This is a genomic window from Phyllobacterium myrsinacearum, from assembly GCF_002980555.1.
Taxonomy (GTDB): domain Bacteria; phylum Pseudomonadota; class Alphaproteobacteria; order Rhizobiales; family Rhizobiaceae; genus Phyllobacterium; species Phyllobacterium myrsinacearum.
On sequence record NZ_PVBT01000003.1, the window covers coordinates 218,825 to 233,570 of the forward strand.

Below are 14,746 nucleotides of genomic sequence, written 5' to 3' on the forward strand. Positions count from 1 at the left end.
TCTCCTAACGTTCTTGTCATGCCGCGCAAATTATGATGAGGTGCCGTTATTGGCACTGTTCATTTTTTAGATGCGGTATTTTAGGGAACGATTGATGGTCACCCGCGTGCGCACCGTCGCATTTCAGGGCATTGAGGCCCAGCCTGTCGATGTGCAGGTGATGATCTCTCCCGGTAAGATGGGAATCCATATTGTCGGCCTGCCCGACAAGGCCGTGGCGGAAAGCCGCGAGCGCGTCCAGGCGGCGCTGCATGCCTCCGGCCTGTCCCTGCCGCCCAAGAAGGTCACCGTCAATCTCGCACCGGCTGATCTTCCCAAGGAAGGCAGCCATTATGACCTGCCGATCGCCATGGGCCTGATGGCGGGTCTCGGCGCCATTCCCGCCGATGTGCTGGAGGCCTATGTCGCTCTCGGGGAACTGTCGCTCGACGGCACGATCACCCATGTGGCCGGGGTTCTTCCTGCCGCGATCTCCGCCAACCGGCAGGAGCGCGGCTTGATCTGCCCGGCGCCCTGCGGGCCGGAGGCAGCATGGGCGGGCGCGCAGATCGATATTCTGGCGCCGCGCAGCCTGATCAGCCTTGCCAATCATTTTCGCGGCCATCAGGTGCTGTCGCGCCCCGAACCGTGCCTGCAGGCCCATGCGACGGATTTACCCGACCTCGGCGATATCAGGGGGCAGGAAGGCGCCCGCCGCGCGCTGGAGATTGCCGCCGCGGGCGGCCATAACCTCCTGATGATCGGGCCGCCCGGCGCGGGAAAGTCCATGCTCGCGCAACGGCTCCCGTCCATCCTGCCGCCACTGCTGCCGCACGAACTGCTCGAGGTGTCGATGATTGCATCAGTCGCGGGCGAATTGGCGGGCGGCAGGCTCACCGACCGGCGGCCGTTCCGGGCGCCGCACCATTCCGCCTCCATGGCGGCGATGGTCGGTGGCGGTATACGCGCCCGTCCCGGTGAAGTCTCCCTCGCCCATCGCGGCGTGCTATTTCTGGATGAATTTCCCGAGTTCGCGCCCCAGGTGCTCGACTCCCTGCGCCAGCCGCTGGAAACCGCGCAATGCGTGATCGCCCGCGCCAATCACCGTATTTCCTATCCGGCGCAAATCCAGCTCATTGCCGCCATGAACCCCTGCCGCTGCGGCATGGCCGGAGAACCCGGGCACCGCTGCGCCCGGGGGCCGCGCTGCCGCCAGGACTACCAGGCCCGCATTTCGGGTCCGCTGCTGGACCGCATCGATCTTCGCGTCGACGTTCCCGCCGTCAGCGCCGCCGATCTCATCCATCGCCCCGTTGCCGAGAGCAGCGCAGCGGTCGCGCTGCGCGTTGCCCGCGCCCGGGACCTGCAAAGGCACCGCTATGAACAAATGGGAGCCCCCGCCGTAACGGTGAACGCCCATTGCCCCGTGGCATTGATCGAAGAAATTTCCCGGCCCGACAAACCGGGGCTGATGCTGCTGCACCAGGCAGCCGAACAGATGCGCTTTTCCGCCCGCGGCTATCACCGGATTCTCAAGGTCGCGCGGACATTGGCCGACCTTGAAGGGAGCGAGGCCGTCGGGCGGATTCACGTGGCCGAGGCTATTTCCTACCGGATGGCACAGGACGCGGCCAATGAAGCGGCTTGAAAGGCTTTCGGGTCAGAACTCTAGTGAACCGAACCGACCAGAATATTGCTCGGAGCTTCGATGCTGACCCAGCGGCCGGTGTTGTTGGTGGCCTGGCGCTTCAGGTAGGTGTACTCGGTTTCGGACCAGTTCTTGACGTTGTCGGCAAGGTTGTCGAGGATGAAATCGCCGGTATCGGTGCGCACCGTCAGGACCGCATGGCCTTCGCCATCGGGCTTGCGCACAACGGTGATCAGCAGATCGGCCGGGGAAATGCCCGCCTGCATCAGTTCACGGCGCTTTTCCAGGACATAGTCTTCGCAATCGCCGACATTGCCAACCTTGTCGGGATAGCCCCAATATTCCTCGACGCCGTAAATTTCCATGTCGGTCAATGGCTTGACCGTCTGATTCACGTGGCTGTTGACGTTGACGATCAGTTCCCAGAAATCACGTGTCATCTTGGCCGGCGCAACATTGCGGCTGCGGATCGAGCATTCATCCGGCAGGCGCTTGCAGAACTCATAATGGCCGATCGGCTGGGACGTCAGGCCGCCGGTCTGCATGAAAGCTTCGGCTGCGGAGGCGGAATTTGCGATGAGTGCGCCAGCGAAAAGTGCCGCCGCAACCCCCATCGACCTCAAAATCTTTACCGCTCCGAACATGCTTTACTCCGAACCCAACCAGCCTTCGTTAACAAAACGTTAATGGCCGGGAGGGATATGAGTCAATCACAATGGCGCCACGATCCCGCCATTGTTAATATATGGTTAAAATTTGAACTTCCTAGATTTTGACGAAAATTTGAAGGTTGTACCCTGCGGCGGCTCGCAACCACAGGACGATACTGCCCCTGCAGACCACCTGCCGAGCGTGCCCGGCTTAGTCAGCAATGATTTGAATTCATTGGATTTTATTGAAGCTCAAAAGAAAATTGCCGGAAGATTCAATCTTCCGGCATGGCTATTCGGCAATCGGACAGCCTGTTCAACCGCGCGCGCGTTTACCGAGTGGCGTGACGTTGCTCTTGCGAGAGGCCTGCGCATGATCATTAACGAATTGGACGATGCGTGGTGCAATTTCAGCACGGAAACGCGATCCGTTGAACACGCCGTAATGACCGACCTTGGCCTGCAGATGATGCATGCGCATGGCGTCGGGGATGTTCACACACAGCGTCTGGGCGGCCTTGGTCTGCCCGACACCGGAAATGTCATCGTTCTCGCCCTCGACCGTCAGCAGGGCGACGGTGCGGATCGACGCGGGATCAACCAGCTTACCCCGGTGGGTCATCTCACCCTTGGGCAGGGCGTGCCGGACAAAAACCGTATCGACCGTCTGCAGGTAGAATTCCGCGGTCAGATCCATAACGGCGAGATACTCATCGTAGAAGTCGCGGTGCTTGTCGGCGGAATCGCCGTCCTCCTTGACGAGGTGCATGAAGAATTCCTTGTGCGCCGTGATGTGGCGGTCAAGATTCATGCTCATGAAACCGGAAAGCTGCAGGAAGCCGGGATAAACGTCGCGCATGAAGCCCGCATGCGGCCATGGCACCGACATGATGACATTGTCACGGAACCAGTCGATGCCCTTCTCCTCGGCCAGGATATTGACCGCGGTGGGGTTCTTGCGTGTGTCGATCGGTCCGCCCATCAGCGTCATGCTGGACGGCGCAAACCGGTCGCCATTGGCTTCCATGACCGACACGGCGGCGAGAACCGGCACCGACGGCTGGCAGACAGCGACCACATGGGTGTCTTCGCCCAGCGCGTGGAACATGTCGATGACATAATCGATATAATCATCCAGATCGAAACGGCCGGCGGTCAGCGGCACGGTGCGCGCGTCGACCCAGTCGGTGATGTAGACCTCCGCGTGGGGCAGCAGGGCCTCGACGGTGCCGCGCAACAGCGTGGCATAGTGGCCGGACATGGGCGCAACCACCAGAATCTTCGGGTCCGCAGCACGCTTTGACGACAGCGCGCGCTTGAAATGGATCACGTTGCAGAACGGCTTTGACCAGACGATCTTTTCACGGATTTCCACGTCCTCGCCGTCCACGACAGTCGTTGGAAGATTGAAGGCCGGCTTGCCGTAGGTGCGCGTGGTCCGTTCGAACAGCTCGCAGCCCGCGGTGATGGAGCGGCCGATGATCGTCTGTGAAAACGGATTGAGCGGATTGTCGTAGAACAGCTTGGTGGCATCCGCCAGAGCCCGGTAGGGCTGGAGGGCGGCATGGTTGAGTTCATAAAGCTGGTAAAACATTCCACTGTCCGATCATATCAACACAACGGCGATCTCACAAACATGATCATCAAAGATGAAAATGTTCTTGATGGGAGAATGACCCTAGCCGGTTTGATCGATATTGCAATGCAACAAACGGATTAGTGAAAAGAAAGATGTTCACAATTTCCCGTGCAGGCGCAACATAAATTGTGCACTGCACAGGTAAAGGGTCACGCGCCTTCGACGATGACCATTTCGCCATCGGCATATTGCTGCCGGATAAGTTTGGCGGCCTGGTATTCCGCCGAATTGTAGCAATCGAGGGCATGCTGCACCGACGGAAACTCGATCACCACGTTGCGGCCGCGCGCCGCGCCTTCCAGTTCGTGAAATGCGCCGCCGCGCGCCAGAAAATGTGCACCGAACCGTTCGAAGGCCGGCTTTGCCGTCGCAATGTAACCCTTGTAGCCCTCCGCATCGCGAACATCGATGCGTGCTATCCAATATCCCTTGGCCATATGTCCTCCACGTCATGCCCGGTCCGGTGACTCACCCGGACCGCTGCGGATTTGATCAGACACCCGCCATTTCGGCAAGGATCGCTTCTGCCGCAGCCCTTGGATCGGCAGCGGCAACGATCGGCCTAGCGACCACGAGATAGCTTGCGCCGGCGCGCAGCGCATCGGCAGGCGTCATCACACGCTTCTGGTCGCCCAGATCGGCCCCCTTCGGCCGGATACCCGGCGTGACGACGGCAAGGTCAGGCCCGACGATTTTGCGCACGGCGGCGGCCTCCGCTGCGGAACAGACGATCCCGCCCATGCCCGCATGCAGGGCCTGTTCGGCGCGGATCAGCACCAGCGTGTGCGGATCGTGCTCGTAACCGGCATCAATCATGTCCTGCTGGTCCATGGAGGTGAGGACCGTGACGCCGAGCAGGCACAGGTCAGAACCCCGCGCAGCCGCCACGGCGGCCTTCATGGCCTTGGGATAGGCATGCAGCGTCAGCATGGAAACGCCCATCTTGACGATATTCTCGACGCCCTTGGCAACCGTATTGTCGATATCGAGCAGCTTCATGTCCAGGAAGACTTTTTTGCCGGACTGGACGAGTTCCGAGGCAAATCCAAGGCCGCCGGCAAAGGCCAGCTGATAGCCGATTTTGTAGAAGGATACCGTATCCCCGAGCGTACCGACGATATCGCCCGCCGCTTTCAGGTCGGGCACATCGAGGCCTACGATGAGGCGATCGCGCAAAGCCGCTTCCATCATGACAAACCACCTTTTCCGTTGATCGCCATCCCATGGCACACCAGCGCCCGATAGAAAAGATCACAACGGCAAAAGGACGGGTAAAACCGCCCTGTCAGCGCGATTTTGCCAGCCGCGTGTGGTCGATCAGCGCCTGGCAGACCCGTTCCATGGCTCGCGTCGTCCGTTCGTCGTGAAACGAGCCATCATCGGCGAAGGCCTCATGGGCATGGGCCACGGAACATTGTTCGCTGATGATCTGGGTTCCGACATTCATCAATACGGAACGCAGGTGATAGAGCCCGCGGATGCCGGCAAAATTGCCGTCGGAGGATGAACAGAGGGCCACGATCTTGCCCGCATAGGGCCGCAGCGGCTTTTCGCCATCGCGCGAAATCCGGCTGACCCAGTCGATGGTGTTCTTCAAGAGCGGCGGGATCGAGGAATTGTACTCGGGCGACGCAATCAGAATACCGTCATGGGCGGCAAACAGCCGCCCGAGCTTCACGGCATTCTCCGGTATGCCTTTTTCCTTCTCCAGATCCTGATCCATGATCGGCAGCGGGTAGTCGATGAGGGCTATCCGCGTCACCTCGGCACCAAGCGCGGCCAATGTCCGGGTGGCGACATCGGCGACCTGGCCGCTGAAAGCACCGGTACGGTTCGAACCTGCGAAAACGAGGATCTTCGGCAGCATGGGGTTCCCTCTGTGGGTCAGACAATGAAAGGCAAATCAGGCGCGGCGGTAAATCCACAGGCGGGCAGGCGGGACATTGCGGATGATGAAATCGAGATGTTCGATCTTGTAATTGCCGCGGCCGGCAGGAACCGGCGACATCGGACCATAGGTGATCTGGACGATGGGGCGGCCATGCGGCACGCGGCGCAGCAGGTCCTCGATGATCTTCACCCGGTCGCCGACCGGAAAATTCAACAGCGGCACCGCAGAGACGACCGAATCAAACATCTGGTCCTTATGGCCGCCGAGCGTCTTGTCGAGATTGAACGCATCACCCTCGATAATGTTCACGCCGGGGAAATCCGCGCGCAGATGTGCGGCAAAATCCGAGGAATACTCGACGCAGAAGAGATTGTCCGGTGCAACGCCGCGATTGAGAATCGCCCGCGTGATCACGCCGGTGCCGGGTCCAAGCTCCAGCACCGGCAAGCCGGAATGCGGATTGACGACGCTGGCCATGCGGCGCGCGGTGATGGAGCTGGTCGGCAGAATCGAGCCCACGGCCTTCGGTCCATGCATCCAGCCTTTGAAAAACCGGATCTCCTCGCCGAATTTTTCAGCGAGTTTTTTTCCCAGTGGTCGTGTCATTCCCATCCTCCCGTCGCAGGTAGACAAATTTATGACGCAACTCGTGGCGGAAGCAAGGCCCGTTGTCTTAAATCCGTAACAAATTTACTCGCTGAGTCCCTCGAAAAATTCCTTCATGCGGGCAAAAAAGCCTGATGATTGCGGGCTGTTGTCCTGGGACGACACGCGCTCGAACTCTTCCAGCAATTCGCGCTGGCGCTTGTTGAGATTCTGCGGCGTCTCGATGGCGATCTGGATATAGAGATCGCCCATGGCCGGCTGGCGCAAAACCGGCATGCCCTTGCCCTTGAGGCGGAACTGCTTGGCGTTCTGCGTGCCTTCGGGGATTTTGACCCGCGTCTGCGTGCCGTCAAGCGTGGCCACCTCGAACTGACCGCCCAGCGCCGCCGTGGTCATGGAAATCGGCACCTTGCAGTAAAGGTCCGAGCCATCGCGCTGGAAGAATTCATGCGGTTTCAGTGACAGGAAAATATAGAGATCGCCGGATGGCCCGCCGCGCACGCCAGCTTCGCCCTCGCCGGTCAGCCGGATGCGGGTGCCGTCTTCGATGCCGGCGGGAATGTTGACCGAGAGCGAACGCTCCTCGGTGATTCGGCCCTGGCCGGCACACTTGGTGCAGGGATCCTTGATGGTCTGGCCGCGGCCATGGCAGGTCGGGCAGGTCCGCTCGATGGAAAAGAACCCTTGCGCCGCCCGGACACGGCCGGAACCGCCGCAGGTGTTGCAGGTGACGGGCGACGTGCCCGGCTTGGCGCCGCTGCCGGAACATTCATCACAGGTGATGGATGTCGGCACGCGAATCTGCGCCGTCTTGCCCGCATAGGCCTCTTCCAGCGTGATTTCCATGTTGTAGCGCAGATCGGCACCGCGCTCGCGTCCGCCGGAGCGGCGCTGGCGCCCGCCGCCCATCATCTCGCCAAAAATGTCCTCGAAAATATCGGCAAAACCACCGGCGCCGCCAAAACCGCCGCCTCCGCCCATGCCGCCATTTTCAAACGCCGCGTGACCGAACCGGTCATAGGCCGCGCGTTTGTTGGGGTCTTTCAAGGTTTCATAGGCTTCGCCGATTTCCTTGAATTTGTGCTCGGCTTTCTCATCGCCCGGATTCTTGTCGGGGTGATATTGCATCGCCAGTTTGCGGAAAGCGCTTTTCAGCTCTTTCTCATCAGCGCCTCTGGCTACGCCGAGGGTTTCGTAATAGTCAGCCTTCATCCAAACACTCGTTCCATGCAATCAGAGAGCCCCACGCAGAAGCTCGTTTTAGACCGGTATTTAGGTGTTCAGCGCCCCGAATGCCATAGTCTACTTGGATTGATTCGTTCTACGTGGCGCATATTTGCGCATTATTGCGTTTGTGTGGCAATCCTTCCACGGTTTTATACACCTGTGAAAACCAAAATGCTCCAATCCGCCGCCTGCTGAAAGGCTGCTGTGCCCAGTTTCTCCCGTTGCCACGCCCGCATTTGCGTCTGGCCATTGAAAGAAGAGAATGACGGGCGGTCCTTGGAACGCGGGTCTTGGGGTAGTCCGTATGCGATGCTTGCGATCCAAGGACCACCCGCCCCGGCGATTTGTGTTTTCACCCTGTTCTGCCGCTTCACCGGACCTTTCGGGCCCCCATGAAGCTGTGGCAGAGAGGTGAAACCTCCCCGGCCGCACAGGTTTTCCTCCCCGCGAGGCCGAAGCGCCGATCCTTTCCCGACTTTCGAAAGTTTCCGGAAGCATTCCCGCCGGAAAGGACACGAGAAGGATAAGCGAGGATGGGAGAACGTGGATAAGTTGGCGCGATTTTTTCTGATGAAGGCAAGACATTGCGCTCAAGCACCAACAAAAAGCCCGGCACTGGGCCGGGCTTTTCATCATAATGTGCTGCGGATTATGCAGACTTCTTCTTGCCGTTTTCGTCGATTTCTTCGAAATCAGCGTCGACGACATCCTCATGGCCCTTGGCCGTGGCTTCGGTCTTGTCGCCTTCACCTTCAGCGGCCTGCGCGGCTTCGTACATGGCCTGACCGAGCTTCATCGAAACTTCGGCAAGGGTCTGCGTCTTCGCCTTGATGGCTTCGGCGTCGTCGCCTTCGGTCGCAGTCTTCAATTCGGCCAGAGCCGTTTCGATTGCCTGCTTGTCCTCGGCCGAAACCTTGTCGCCGTAATCCTTCAGCGACTTTTCCGTCGAATGGATCAGGGCTTCCGCCTGATTCTTCGACTCGACCGCCTCGCGGCGCTTCTTGTCGGCCTCGGCATTGGCTTCGGCGTCCTTGACCATCTTTTCGATGTCCGCATCGGAAAGACCGCCAGATGCCTGGATGCGGATCTGGTGCTCCTTGCCCGTGCCCTTGTCCTTGGCCGACACATTGACGATACCGTTGGCATCGATGTCGAAACCGACTTCGATCTGCGGAACGCCGCGCGGTGCGGGCGGAATGCCCACGAGGTCGAACTGGCCAAGCGCCTTGTTGTCGGCAGCCATTTCGCGCTCACCCTGGAAGACGCGGATCGTCACGGCGGACTGGTTGTCCTCGGCCGTGGAGAAGGTCTGCGACTTCTTCGTCGGGATCGTCGTGTTGCGGTCGATCAGACGGGTGAACACGCCGCCGAGCGTTTCGATGCCGAGCGACAGCGGCGTCACGTCGAGCAGCAGAACGTCCTTGACGTCGCCCTGCAGAACGCCGGCCTGAATGGCTGCGCCCATGGCGACAACTTCATCGGGGTTCACGCCCTTGTGGGGTTCCTTGCCGAAGAAGGCCTTCACGACTTCCTGGATCTTCGGCATGCGGGTCATGCCGCCGACCAGAACCACTTCGTCGATTTCGCCGGCCTTGAGGCCCGCATCCTTGAGCGCTGCCTTGCAGGGCTCAACGGTGCGCTGGACCAGATCGTCAACCAGGCTTTCGAACTTGGCGCGCGACAGCTTCATGGTCAGGTGCTTCGGACCGGAAGCATCGGCCGTGATGAACGGCAGGTTGATTTCGGTCTGCTGGGCCGACGACAGTTCGATCTTGGCCTTTTCCGCAGCTTCCTTGAGGCGCTGCAGGGCAAGCTTGTCGTTCTTCAGGTCGATGCCCTGTTCCTTCTTGAACTCGGCCGCAAAATACTCGACCAGGCGCATGTCGAAGTCTTCACCGCCAAGGAACGTATCGCCATTGGTCGACTTCACTTCGAAAACGCCGTCGCCGATTTCCAGGACGGAAACGTCGAACGTGCCGCCGCCCAGATCGTAGACGGCAATGGTCTTGCCTTCCTTCTTGTCGAGGCCATAGGCCAGGGCAGCTGCGGTCGGCTCGTTGATGATGCGCAGGACTTCGAGGCCAGCAATCTTGCCGGCATCCTTGGTGGCCTGACGCTGGGCATCGTTGAAGTAGGCAGGAACGGTGATGACGGCCTTCTCGACCTTTTCTCCGAGATAGGCTTCCGCCGTTTCCTTCATCTTCTGCAGGATCATCGCGGAAATCTGCGAAGGCGAATATTTCTGGTTGTGAACTTCCACCCAAGCGTCGCCATTGTCGCCTTTGACAATGTGATAGGGCACAAGCTTCTTGTCCTTTTCAACGGTCGGGTCGTCAAAACGGCGTCCGATCAGACGCTTGACCGCAAAGACCGTGCCTTCCGGATTGGTGACAGCCTGGCGCTTGGCCGGCTGGCCAGCAAGGCGCTCATCGCTATCCGTGAAAGCGATGATCGAAGGCGTCGTGCGCGCACCTTCCGCATTTTCGATGACCTTCGCGTTCTTTCCGTCCATGACGGAGACGCAGGAGTTGGTCGTACCCAAATCGATACCGATAACTTTAGCCATTATACTTCTCTCCATTCAGCAGGCTGCCGGGACCTCTGCCGAGCATTCCATTCAGCAGCCCCTAGGGGGGTTAAACAATACAAGACGACCACAGCGAGCCGAACTTGCGTGTTGTGGGCTATATAAGAAGGCTGAAATTACCATGCAAGTCAGAAGCTGCGGCATTTACACGCCTAATTGCCTTAAAAGACTCGGCAAACCGGCTTTTTAGCGCCATATATCGCCTATGACCGATGATGCACTCCACTTAAACCTTCCCGAACACCGGCGCAGCCAGCTGATCAATACGCTGCATACATGGCTGCTTCTTGCCGGAAGCCTGGCATTGCTCGTCGTCTGCGCTTTTACGCTGGCGGGGCCCGTCGGCATTATCTACGCCTTTGTTTTCGGCGCAATAAGCCTTGTCGCCATCCGGCGCATTAGTCCTCAGATGGTGCTCAAAATGTATAAGGCAAGGGCTGTCACCCGCGCTGAATTTCCGCAAGGGCTGGCCATCGTCGAGGAATTATCCCGCCGGGCCGGCCTGCCGCGGCCGCCCGAGCTTCACGTCATCCCCTCCCGCATGATGAATGCCTTCGCCGTCGGCCGGAAAGACAATTCCGTGGTCGCGGTGACGGACCAGCTGATTCGGGTGCTGACGGCACGCGAACTCACCGGCGTTCTGGCGCATGAAATCAGCCATATCCGCAATGAGGACCTGAAGGTCATGGCGCTGGCCGACACGGTGTCGCGCTTTACCTCGCTGATGTCGACCATCGGCATGGTGTCCCTGCTCTTCAACATCACATTCCTCGCCAGCGGCGCCCACGCGCAGGTGCCGTGGCTGGGGGTCCTGTTGCTGCTGGTTGCGCCCACCATTGGCGGCCTTCTGCAGATGGCGCTGTCGCGCACCCGCGAGTTCGATGCCGATCTTGGCGCATCCCTGCTGACGGGCGACCCGGAGGGACTGGCCCAGGCCCTGACAAAACTGGAAAAAGCCCAGGGCAGGCTGTGGGAAAATCTGATCCTGCCGGGCGGACGCATTCCCGATCCGTCGATCCTGCGCACGCATCCGCTGACGGAAACCCGCGTGGCGCGGCTGAAAGCCCTGAAAGACGCATCGGGTGTGGTGGCCCGCGGCGAAGCACTGCCCGACGACATCCTCGCGACGCTCATGGTAAAGCCGCAGGACCGGATTCGCACCCGCCCTTCGCCGGTTCCGCAGATCGGCCGCCAGCACGGGCGCTGGAATTCCAGCAATCTGGAAATCCTGTCGCTGCTCAACACCCAGTCCGGCAAGCCGGTGGTATCCGGCCCGGAGGCCGAATGCGAAGCCTGCCCGAGAAGTCTCAACACCCCGGATGGCGATCCGCACGTGCATATGGCACGCGGCGGCGTGTATTGGTGAACGACGGTCTGGACCCTAGGAAACTGCTTCCCAATTGCCGGTGTCACCGGCGCGATAGACCGCGTCGATCAGCTTCTGGTTGAGCACCGAGCTTTCCAGGGAAAACACCGCTGCATCCTCGCCCTTCGCAGCACGAGCAAAGGCTTCGATCTGCAGGCGATAATGGTTCACGTCACCGAAACTCCATTCCGTGGCACCCGTGTGGGTCTTGTCATGCAGCGTGACGCGGGCATGGTCATACTTGCCGGTGTTGAACGGCCCATGCACCTCGATAAACCCTTCATCGCCGTGAAAAACCATCGACTGGCGCGCGGCCAGCTGGGTGGCGACATAGAAGGACAGCTCGAAACCGTTGAAATCAGCGCGCACGCTGGCGTAGCAGTCGGTGCCGAAATCCGCATCGCGCTCGACATTGGCCGAAACCCTGACCGGCTCCTTGCCGGTGACGAAACGGGTGACAACCGTTGGATAGACACCGATATCCGGCAAGGCGCCGCCGCCGAGCGACAGCTGGTTGCGCATATTGCCTGCATCCCGGTTGAAATAGGTGAAGGCACCCTGCACGTGGCGCAGCCGGCCGATGGCGCCGCCGGCGATCAGATCGCGCACTTTCAGCCATTGCGGGTGATAGGTCACCATGAACGCCTCGGCGATCAGAACGCCATGGGTGTCGCGGGCGCGCTGCAGGGCCGCTATTTCGCCGGCATGCAGCGAGATCGGCTTTTCGCACAGCACATGCTTGCCCGCTTCGGCGGCTTTCAACGACCACTCCACATGCTGGGAGGTGGGAAGCGGTATGTAGACGCCGTCAATATCGGCCGAGGCCAGCATGGCCTCATAAGAACCGAAGGCATGCGGCGCGCCGAATCGTCCGGCCACCGCCCGCGCTTTCAAGAGGTCGCGGCTGGCGATGCCCGACAGGATGGAGTTCTCCGCATCGCATATGGCGGGGATGACCGCCGTCACCCCGATTTTCGCTGTCGACAGAACACCCCAACGGAACATGATGACTTCTCCTTTTTGTCGGCGTGCAACCTAGACAAGACGGCGCTGAATGGAAAGCTGCGCCGGGTTCAGACTTTGAAAAAATCGATGAAGGCACGCAGGGCCGGGCGCATCTGGCGGCGGCTCGGGTAATAGAGATAGACCCCGGGAAACGGGGCACACCAATCATCGAGTACACGCAGCAAACGCCCATCGGCAATGGCTTCCTGCGCCATCTGCTCCAAGAGGAAGGCCACGCCGGCGCCGTCCAGCGCGGCCTGGATAACCAGCCGGTCGTCACCGAGAATCAGCGGGCCGTCCATATCCATGACGATTTCCTCGCCGTCCTTCTCGAACTCCCAGCGATAGACCCGGCCGCTGGCAAAACGGCGGCGGATACACAGATGGCCGGCAAGATCATGCGGGTGCAGCGGTATCGGGTATCTGTCGAAATAATCCGGTGCCGCAACGATGTTCGCCCGAATCTGATCGCTCATGCGCACCGCAATCATGTCCGGTTCCAGGCTCTCGCCGAGCCGCATGCCCGCATCAACGCCCGCCGCAACGATGTCATTGAACGGCTCTTCGACACGCAGCTCAAGCGTCACCCCGGGATAGGCCGCGGCAAATGCGGCGATGCGCGGGGCCAGCAGCCAGTGCGCGGCAAAGGGCGGAACGCTCAGCCGCAGGGTTCCGGCGATGCGGTTGTTGGCTTCCTTGGCCGCATCGAGCGCCAGATCGATTTCCGCCAGCGCCGGACGCAGCCGCTTGAGCAGCAGCGCGCCTTCCTCTGTCACCGCGACGCTGCGCGTGGTGCGCGCGAGAAGGCGCACGCCGAGGCTCTGTTCCAGGGTTGAAATGGCGTGGCTGACGGCTGACGGCGCAATGCCCAGTTCCCTGGCGGCATCCCGAAAGCCGCCACAGGCCGCAACGGTGGCAAAAACGGAGAGTTGAGGCAGGTATGATCGATCCATTGATCTATTATATAGAACAACCTGTGAAAAAATATGGGAATTATCGAACACTGATCGGCACTCTACCTTTCCGCCATCACAGCAAAAGGAGATCAGTGATGGAAAAGCGCAAACTCGGGGAACTCGATGTATCGGCCGTGGGTCTCGGCTGCATGGGCATGACCTTTGCCTATGGCGGACAGGACGAGGCAGATGCGATCCGCACGCTGCATCGTGCCGTGGATATCGGCGTGACCTTTTTCGATACGGCGGAGGTCTATGGCCCGTTCGACAATGAGATTCTCGTCGGCAAGGCCCTCAAAGACCGGCGCGACAAGGTTGTCATTGCCACAAAATTCGGCTTCAGGATTTCCGACGAAGGCGTGGGCCCATCGCGGATGATCGGCGTCAACAGCCATCCGGAACATGTGAAGGCCGTTGCGGAAGCGTCACTCGGACGGCTCGGCATCGAGCAGATCGACCTGTTCTACCAGCACCGGGTTGACCCGAATGTCCCCATCGAGGACACGGTTGGCGCCATGGCGGAGCTGGTGCAGCAGGGCAAGGTGAAGGCGCTTGGCCTGTCCGAAGCCAGTGCCGCCACGATCCGCCGCGCCCACAAGGTGCATCCGATTGCGGCCGTGCAGAGCGAATATTCGCTGTGGAGCCGCGAGCCGGAAGACGAGGTCTTTGCCGTCTGCCGCGAACTTGGCATCGGCTTTGTCCCCTACAGCCCGCTCGGCCGCGGCCTCCTCACCGGCACGATCAGCAAACCGGACGAGCTGGGTGCGGATGACTGGCGCAAGACCCTGCCACGTTTCCAGGCTGACAATATGGATGCCAATGCGGCTCTGATCGCCACCTTGAAGGGCATGGCTGCGGACAAAGGCATTACAGCGGCCCAGCTGGCGCTCGCCTGGGTCCTGCATCAGGGTGATTTCATCGTGCCGATTCCCGGTGCCCGCAAGATCAGGCACCTGGAGGAAAATGCGGCGGCGGCCGATGTCTCCCTCTCGCCCGCGGACCTGAAAACCATCGGCGATGCGCTTTCACCCACACGGGTGGCCGGCAACCGCTACACGGATGCCGCACTGGCGCTCGTCAACGGCTGATACCGGCGACGGGGCGCTGCGCAATCAGCGCCCCGCACTGCCTGTTTCGCCTTTATAGAGCAGCAGGCGCGACTGTTGCCTTCCGGACAGATTGCCAATATTTG

The 14,746-nt window shown here is 60.3% G+C and carries 13 protein-coding genes; 3 read left to right on the forward strand and 10 right to left on the reverse strand.

The annotated features are described in order from the left end of the window. Positions 1 to 94 precede the first annotated feature (94 nt). Positions 95 to 1,627 (forward strand): YifB family Mg chelatase-like AAA ATPase, encoded by a 1,533-nt coding sequence (locus C5750_RS11725; RefSeq protein ID WP_105734084.1) that lies wholly within the window; start codon positions 95 to 97, stop codon positions 1,625 to 1,627. Positions 1,628 to 1,647: 20 nt separating this feature from the next. On the opposite strand, the gene C5750_RS11730 is transcribed toward C5750_RS11725, so the two are convergent. The 8 genes from C5750_RS11730 to dnaK form a co-directional block, all read right to left on the reverse strand. Next, positions 1,648 to 2,271, reverse strand: a complete 624-nt coding sequence (locus C5750_RS11730; protein ID WP_105734085.1) for a transglutaminase-like cysteine peptidase — start codon at positions 2,269 to 2,271, stop codon at positions 1,648 to 1,650. 322 nt (positions 2,272 to 2,593) lie between these two features. Then, complete coding sequence (locus C5750_RS11735) at positions 2,594 to 3,871, reverse strand: polyhydroxyalkanoate depolymerase (RefSeq protein WP_105734086.1); 1,278 nt, start codon at positions 3,869 to 3,871, stop codon at positions 2,594 to 2,596. A gap of 194 nt (positions 3,872 to 4,065) precedes the next feature. Continuing rightward, positions 4,066 to 4,353 carry a DUF1330 domain-containing protein gene (locus tag C5750_RS11740; protein ID WP_105734087.1) on the reverse strand — a complete coding sequence of 96 codons (288 nt, stop codon included), beginning with the start codon at positions 4,351 to 4,353 and terminating at the stop codon, positions 4,066 to 4,068. 55 nt (positions 4,354 to 4,408) lie between these two features. Continuing rightward, on the reverse strand, positions 4,409 to 5,104 hold the full coding sequence (gene pyrF, locus C5750_RS11745; RefSeq protein WP_105734603.1) for an orotidine-5'-phosphate decarboxylase: 696 nt from the start codon (positions 5,102 to 5,104) through the stop codon (positions 4,409 to 4,411). A 97-nt stretch (positions 5,105 to 5,201) separates the two neighbouring features. Further along, complete coding sequence (locus C5750_RS11750) at positions 5,202 to 5,783, reverse strand: NADPH-dependent FMN reductase (protein WP_105734088.1); 582 nt, start codon at positions 5,781 to 5,783, stop codon at positions 5,202 to 5,204. 36 nt (positions 5,784 to 5,819) lie between these two features. Further along, complete coding sequence (pmtA, locus tag C5750_RS11755) at positions 5,820 to 6,413, reverse strand: phospholipid N-methyltransferase PmtA (RefSeq protein WP_105734089.1); 594 nt, start codon at positions 6,411 to 6,413, stop codon at positions 5,820 to 5,822. An 84-nt stretch (positions 6,414 to 6,497) separates the two neighbouring features. After that, positions 6,498 to 7,625: a molecular chaperone DnaJ gene (gene dnaJ / locus C5750_RS11760; protein WP_105734090.1), complete on the reverse strand. Its 1,128-nt coding sequence runs from the start codon at positions 7,623 to 7,625 to the stop codon at positions 6,498 to 6,500. A gap of 664 nt (positions 7,626 to 8,289) precedes the next feature. Beyond that, positions 8,290 to 10,206 (reverse strand): molecular chaperone DnaK, encoded by a 1,917-nt coding sequence (dnaK, locus tag C5750_RS11765; RefSeq protein ID WP_105734091.1) that lies wholly within the window; start codon positions 10,204 to 10,206, stop codon positions 8,290 to 8,292. Positions 10,207 to 10,432: 226 nt separating this feature from the next. On the opposite strand from dnaK, the gene C5750_RS11770 reads away from it, so the two are divergent. Then, on the forward strand, positions 10,433 to 11,593 hold the full coding sequence (locus C5750_RS11770; RefSeq protein ID WP_105734092.1) for a zinc metalloprotease HtpX: 1,161 nt from the start codon (positions 10,433 to 10,435) through the stop codon (positions 11,591 to 11,593). Between the two features lie 15 nt (positions 11,594 to 11,608). Here C5750_RS11770 and C5750_RS11775 read toward each other — a convergent pair whose 3' ends face one another. After that, positions 11,609 to 12,598, reverse strand: a complete 990-nt coding sequence (locus C5750_RS11775) for a Gfo/Idh/MocA family protein (RefSeq protein ID WP_105734093.1) — start codon at positions 12,596 to 12,598, stop codon at positions 11,609 to 11,611. A gap of 68 nt (positions 12,599 to 12,666) precedes the next feature. Further along, complete coding sequence (locus C5750_RS11780; protein WP_105734094.1) at positions 12,667 to 13,551, reverse strand: LysR family transcriptional regulator; 885 nt, start codon at positions 13,549 to 13,551, stop codon at positions 12,667 to 12,669. A gap of 98 nt (positions 13,552 to 13,649) precedes the next feature. Here C5750_RS11780 and C5750_RS11785 point away from each other — a divergent pair, with 98 nt between their 5' ends. Continuing rightward, a complete protein-coding gene (locus tag C5750_RS11785; RefSeq protein WP_105734095.1) occupies positions 13,650 to 14,642 on the forward strand; it encodes an aldo/keto reductase in 993 nt (330 codons plus the stop codon). The last annotated feature ends 104 nt before the right edge of the window (positions 14,643 to 14,746 follow it).

Coding starts and splice junctions, on each gene's coding strand:
- C5750_RS11740 (WP_105734087.1), bottom strand. CDS start 4,353: ATGGCCAAGGGATATTGGATAGCACGCATCGATGTTCGCGATGCGGAG.
- C5750_RS11780 (WP_105734094.1), bottom strand. CDS start 13,551: ATGGATCGATCATACCTGCCTCAACTCTCCGTTTTTGCCACCGTTGCG.
- C5750_RS11730 (WP_105734085.1), bottom strand. CDS start 2,271: ATGTTCGGAGCGGTAAAGATTTTGAGGTCGATGGGGGTTGCGGCGGCA.
- C5750_RS11750 (WP_105734088.1), bottom strand. CDS start 5,783: ATGCTGCCGAAGATCCTCGTTTTCGCAGGTTCGAACCGTACCGGTGCT.
- pyrF (WP_105734603.1), bottom strand. CDS start 5,104: ATGGAAGCGGCTTTGCGCGATCGCCTCATCGTAGGCCTCGATGTGCCC.
- C5750_RS11775 (WP_105734093.1), bottom strand. CDS start 12,598: ATGTTCCGTTGGGGTGTTCTGTCGACAGCGAAAATCGGGGTGACGGCG.
- dnaK (WP_105734091.1), bottom strand. CDS start 10,206: ATGGCTAAAGTTATCGGTATCGATTTGGGTACGACCAACTCCTGCGTC.
- pmtA (WP_105734089.1), bottom strand. CDS start 6,413: ATGACACGACCACTGGGAAAAAAACTCGCTGAAAAATTCGGCGAGGAG.
- dnaJ (WP_105734090.1), bottom strand. CDS start 7,625: ATGAAGGCTGACTATTACGAAACCCTCGGCGTAGCCAGAGGCGCTGAT.
- C5750_RS11735 (WP_105734086.1), bottom strand. CDS start 3,871: ATGTTTTACCAGCTTTATGAACTCAACCATGCCGCCCTCCAGCCCTAC.
- C5750_RS11770 (WP_105734092.1), top strand. CDS start 10,433: ATGACCGATGATGCACTCCACTTAAACCTTCCCGAACACCGGCGCAGC.
- C5750_RS11725 (WP_105734084.1), top strand. CDS start 95: ATGGTCACCCGCGTGCGCACCGTCGCATTTCAGGGCATTGAGGCCCAG.
- C5750_RS11785 (WP_105734095.1), top strand. CDS start 13,650: ATGGAAAAGCGCAAACTCGGGGAACTCGATGTATCGGCCGTGGGTCTC.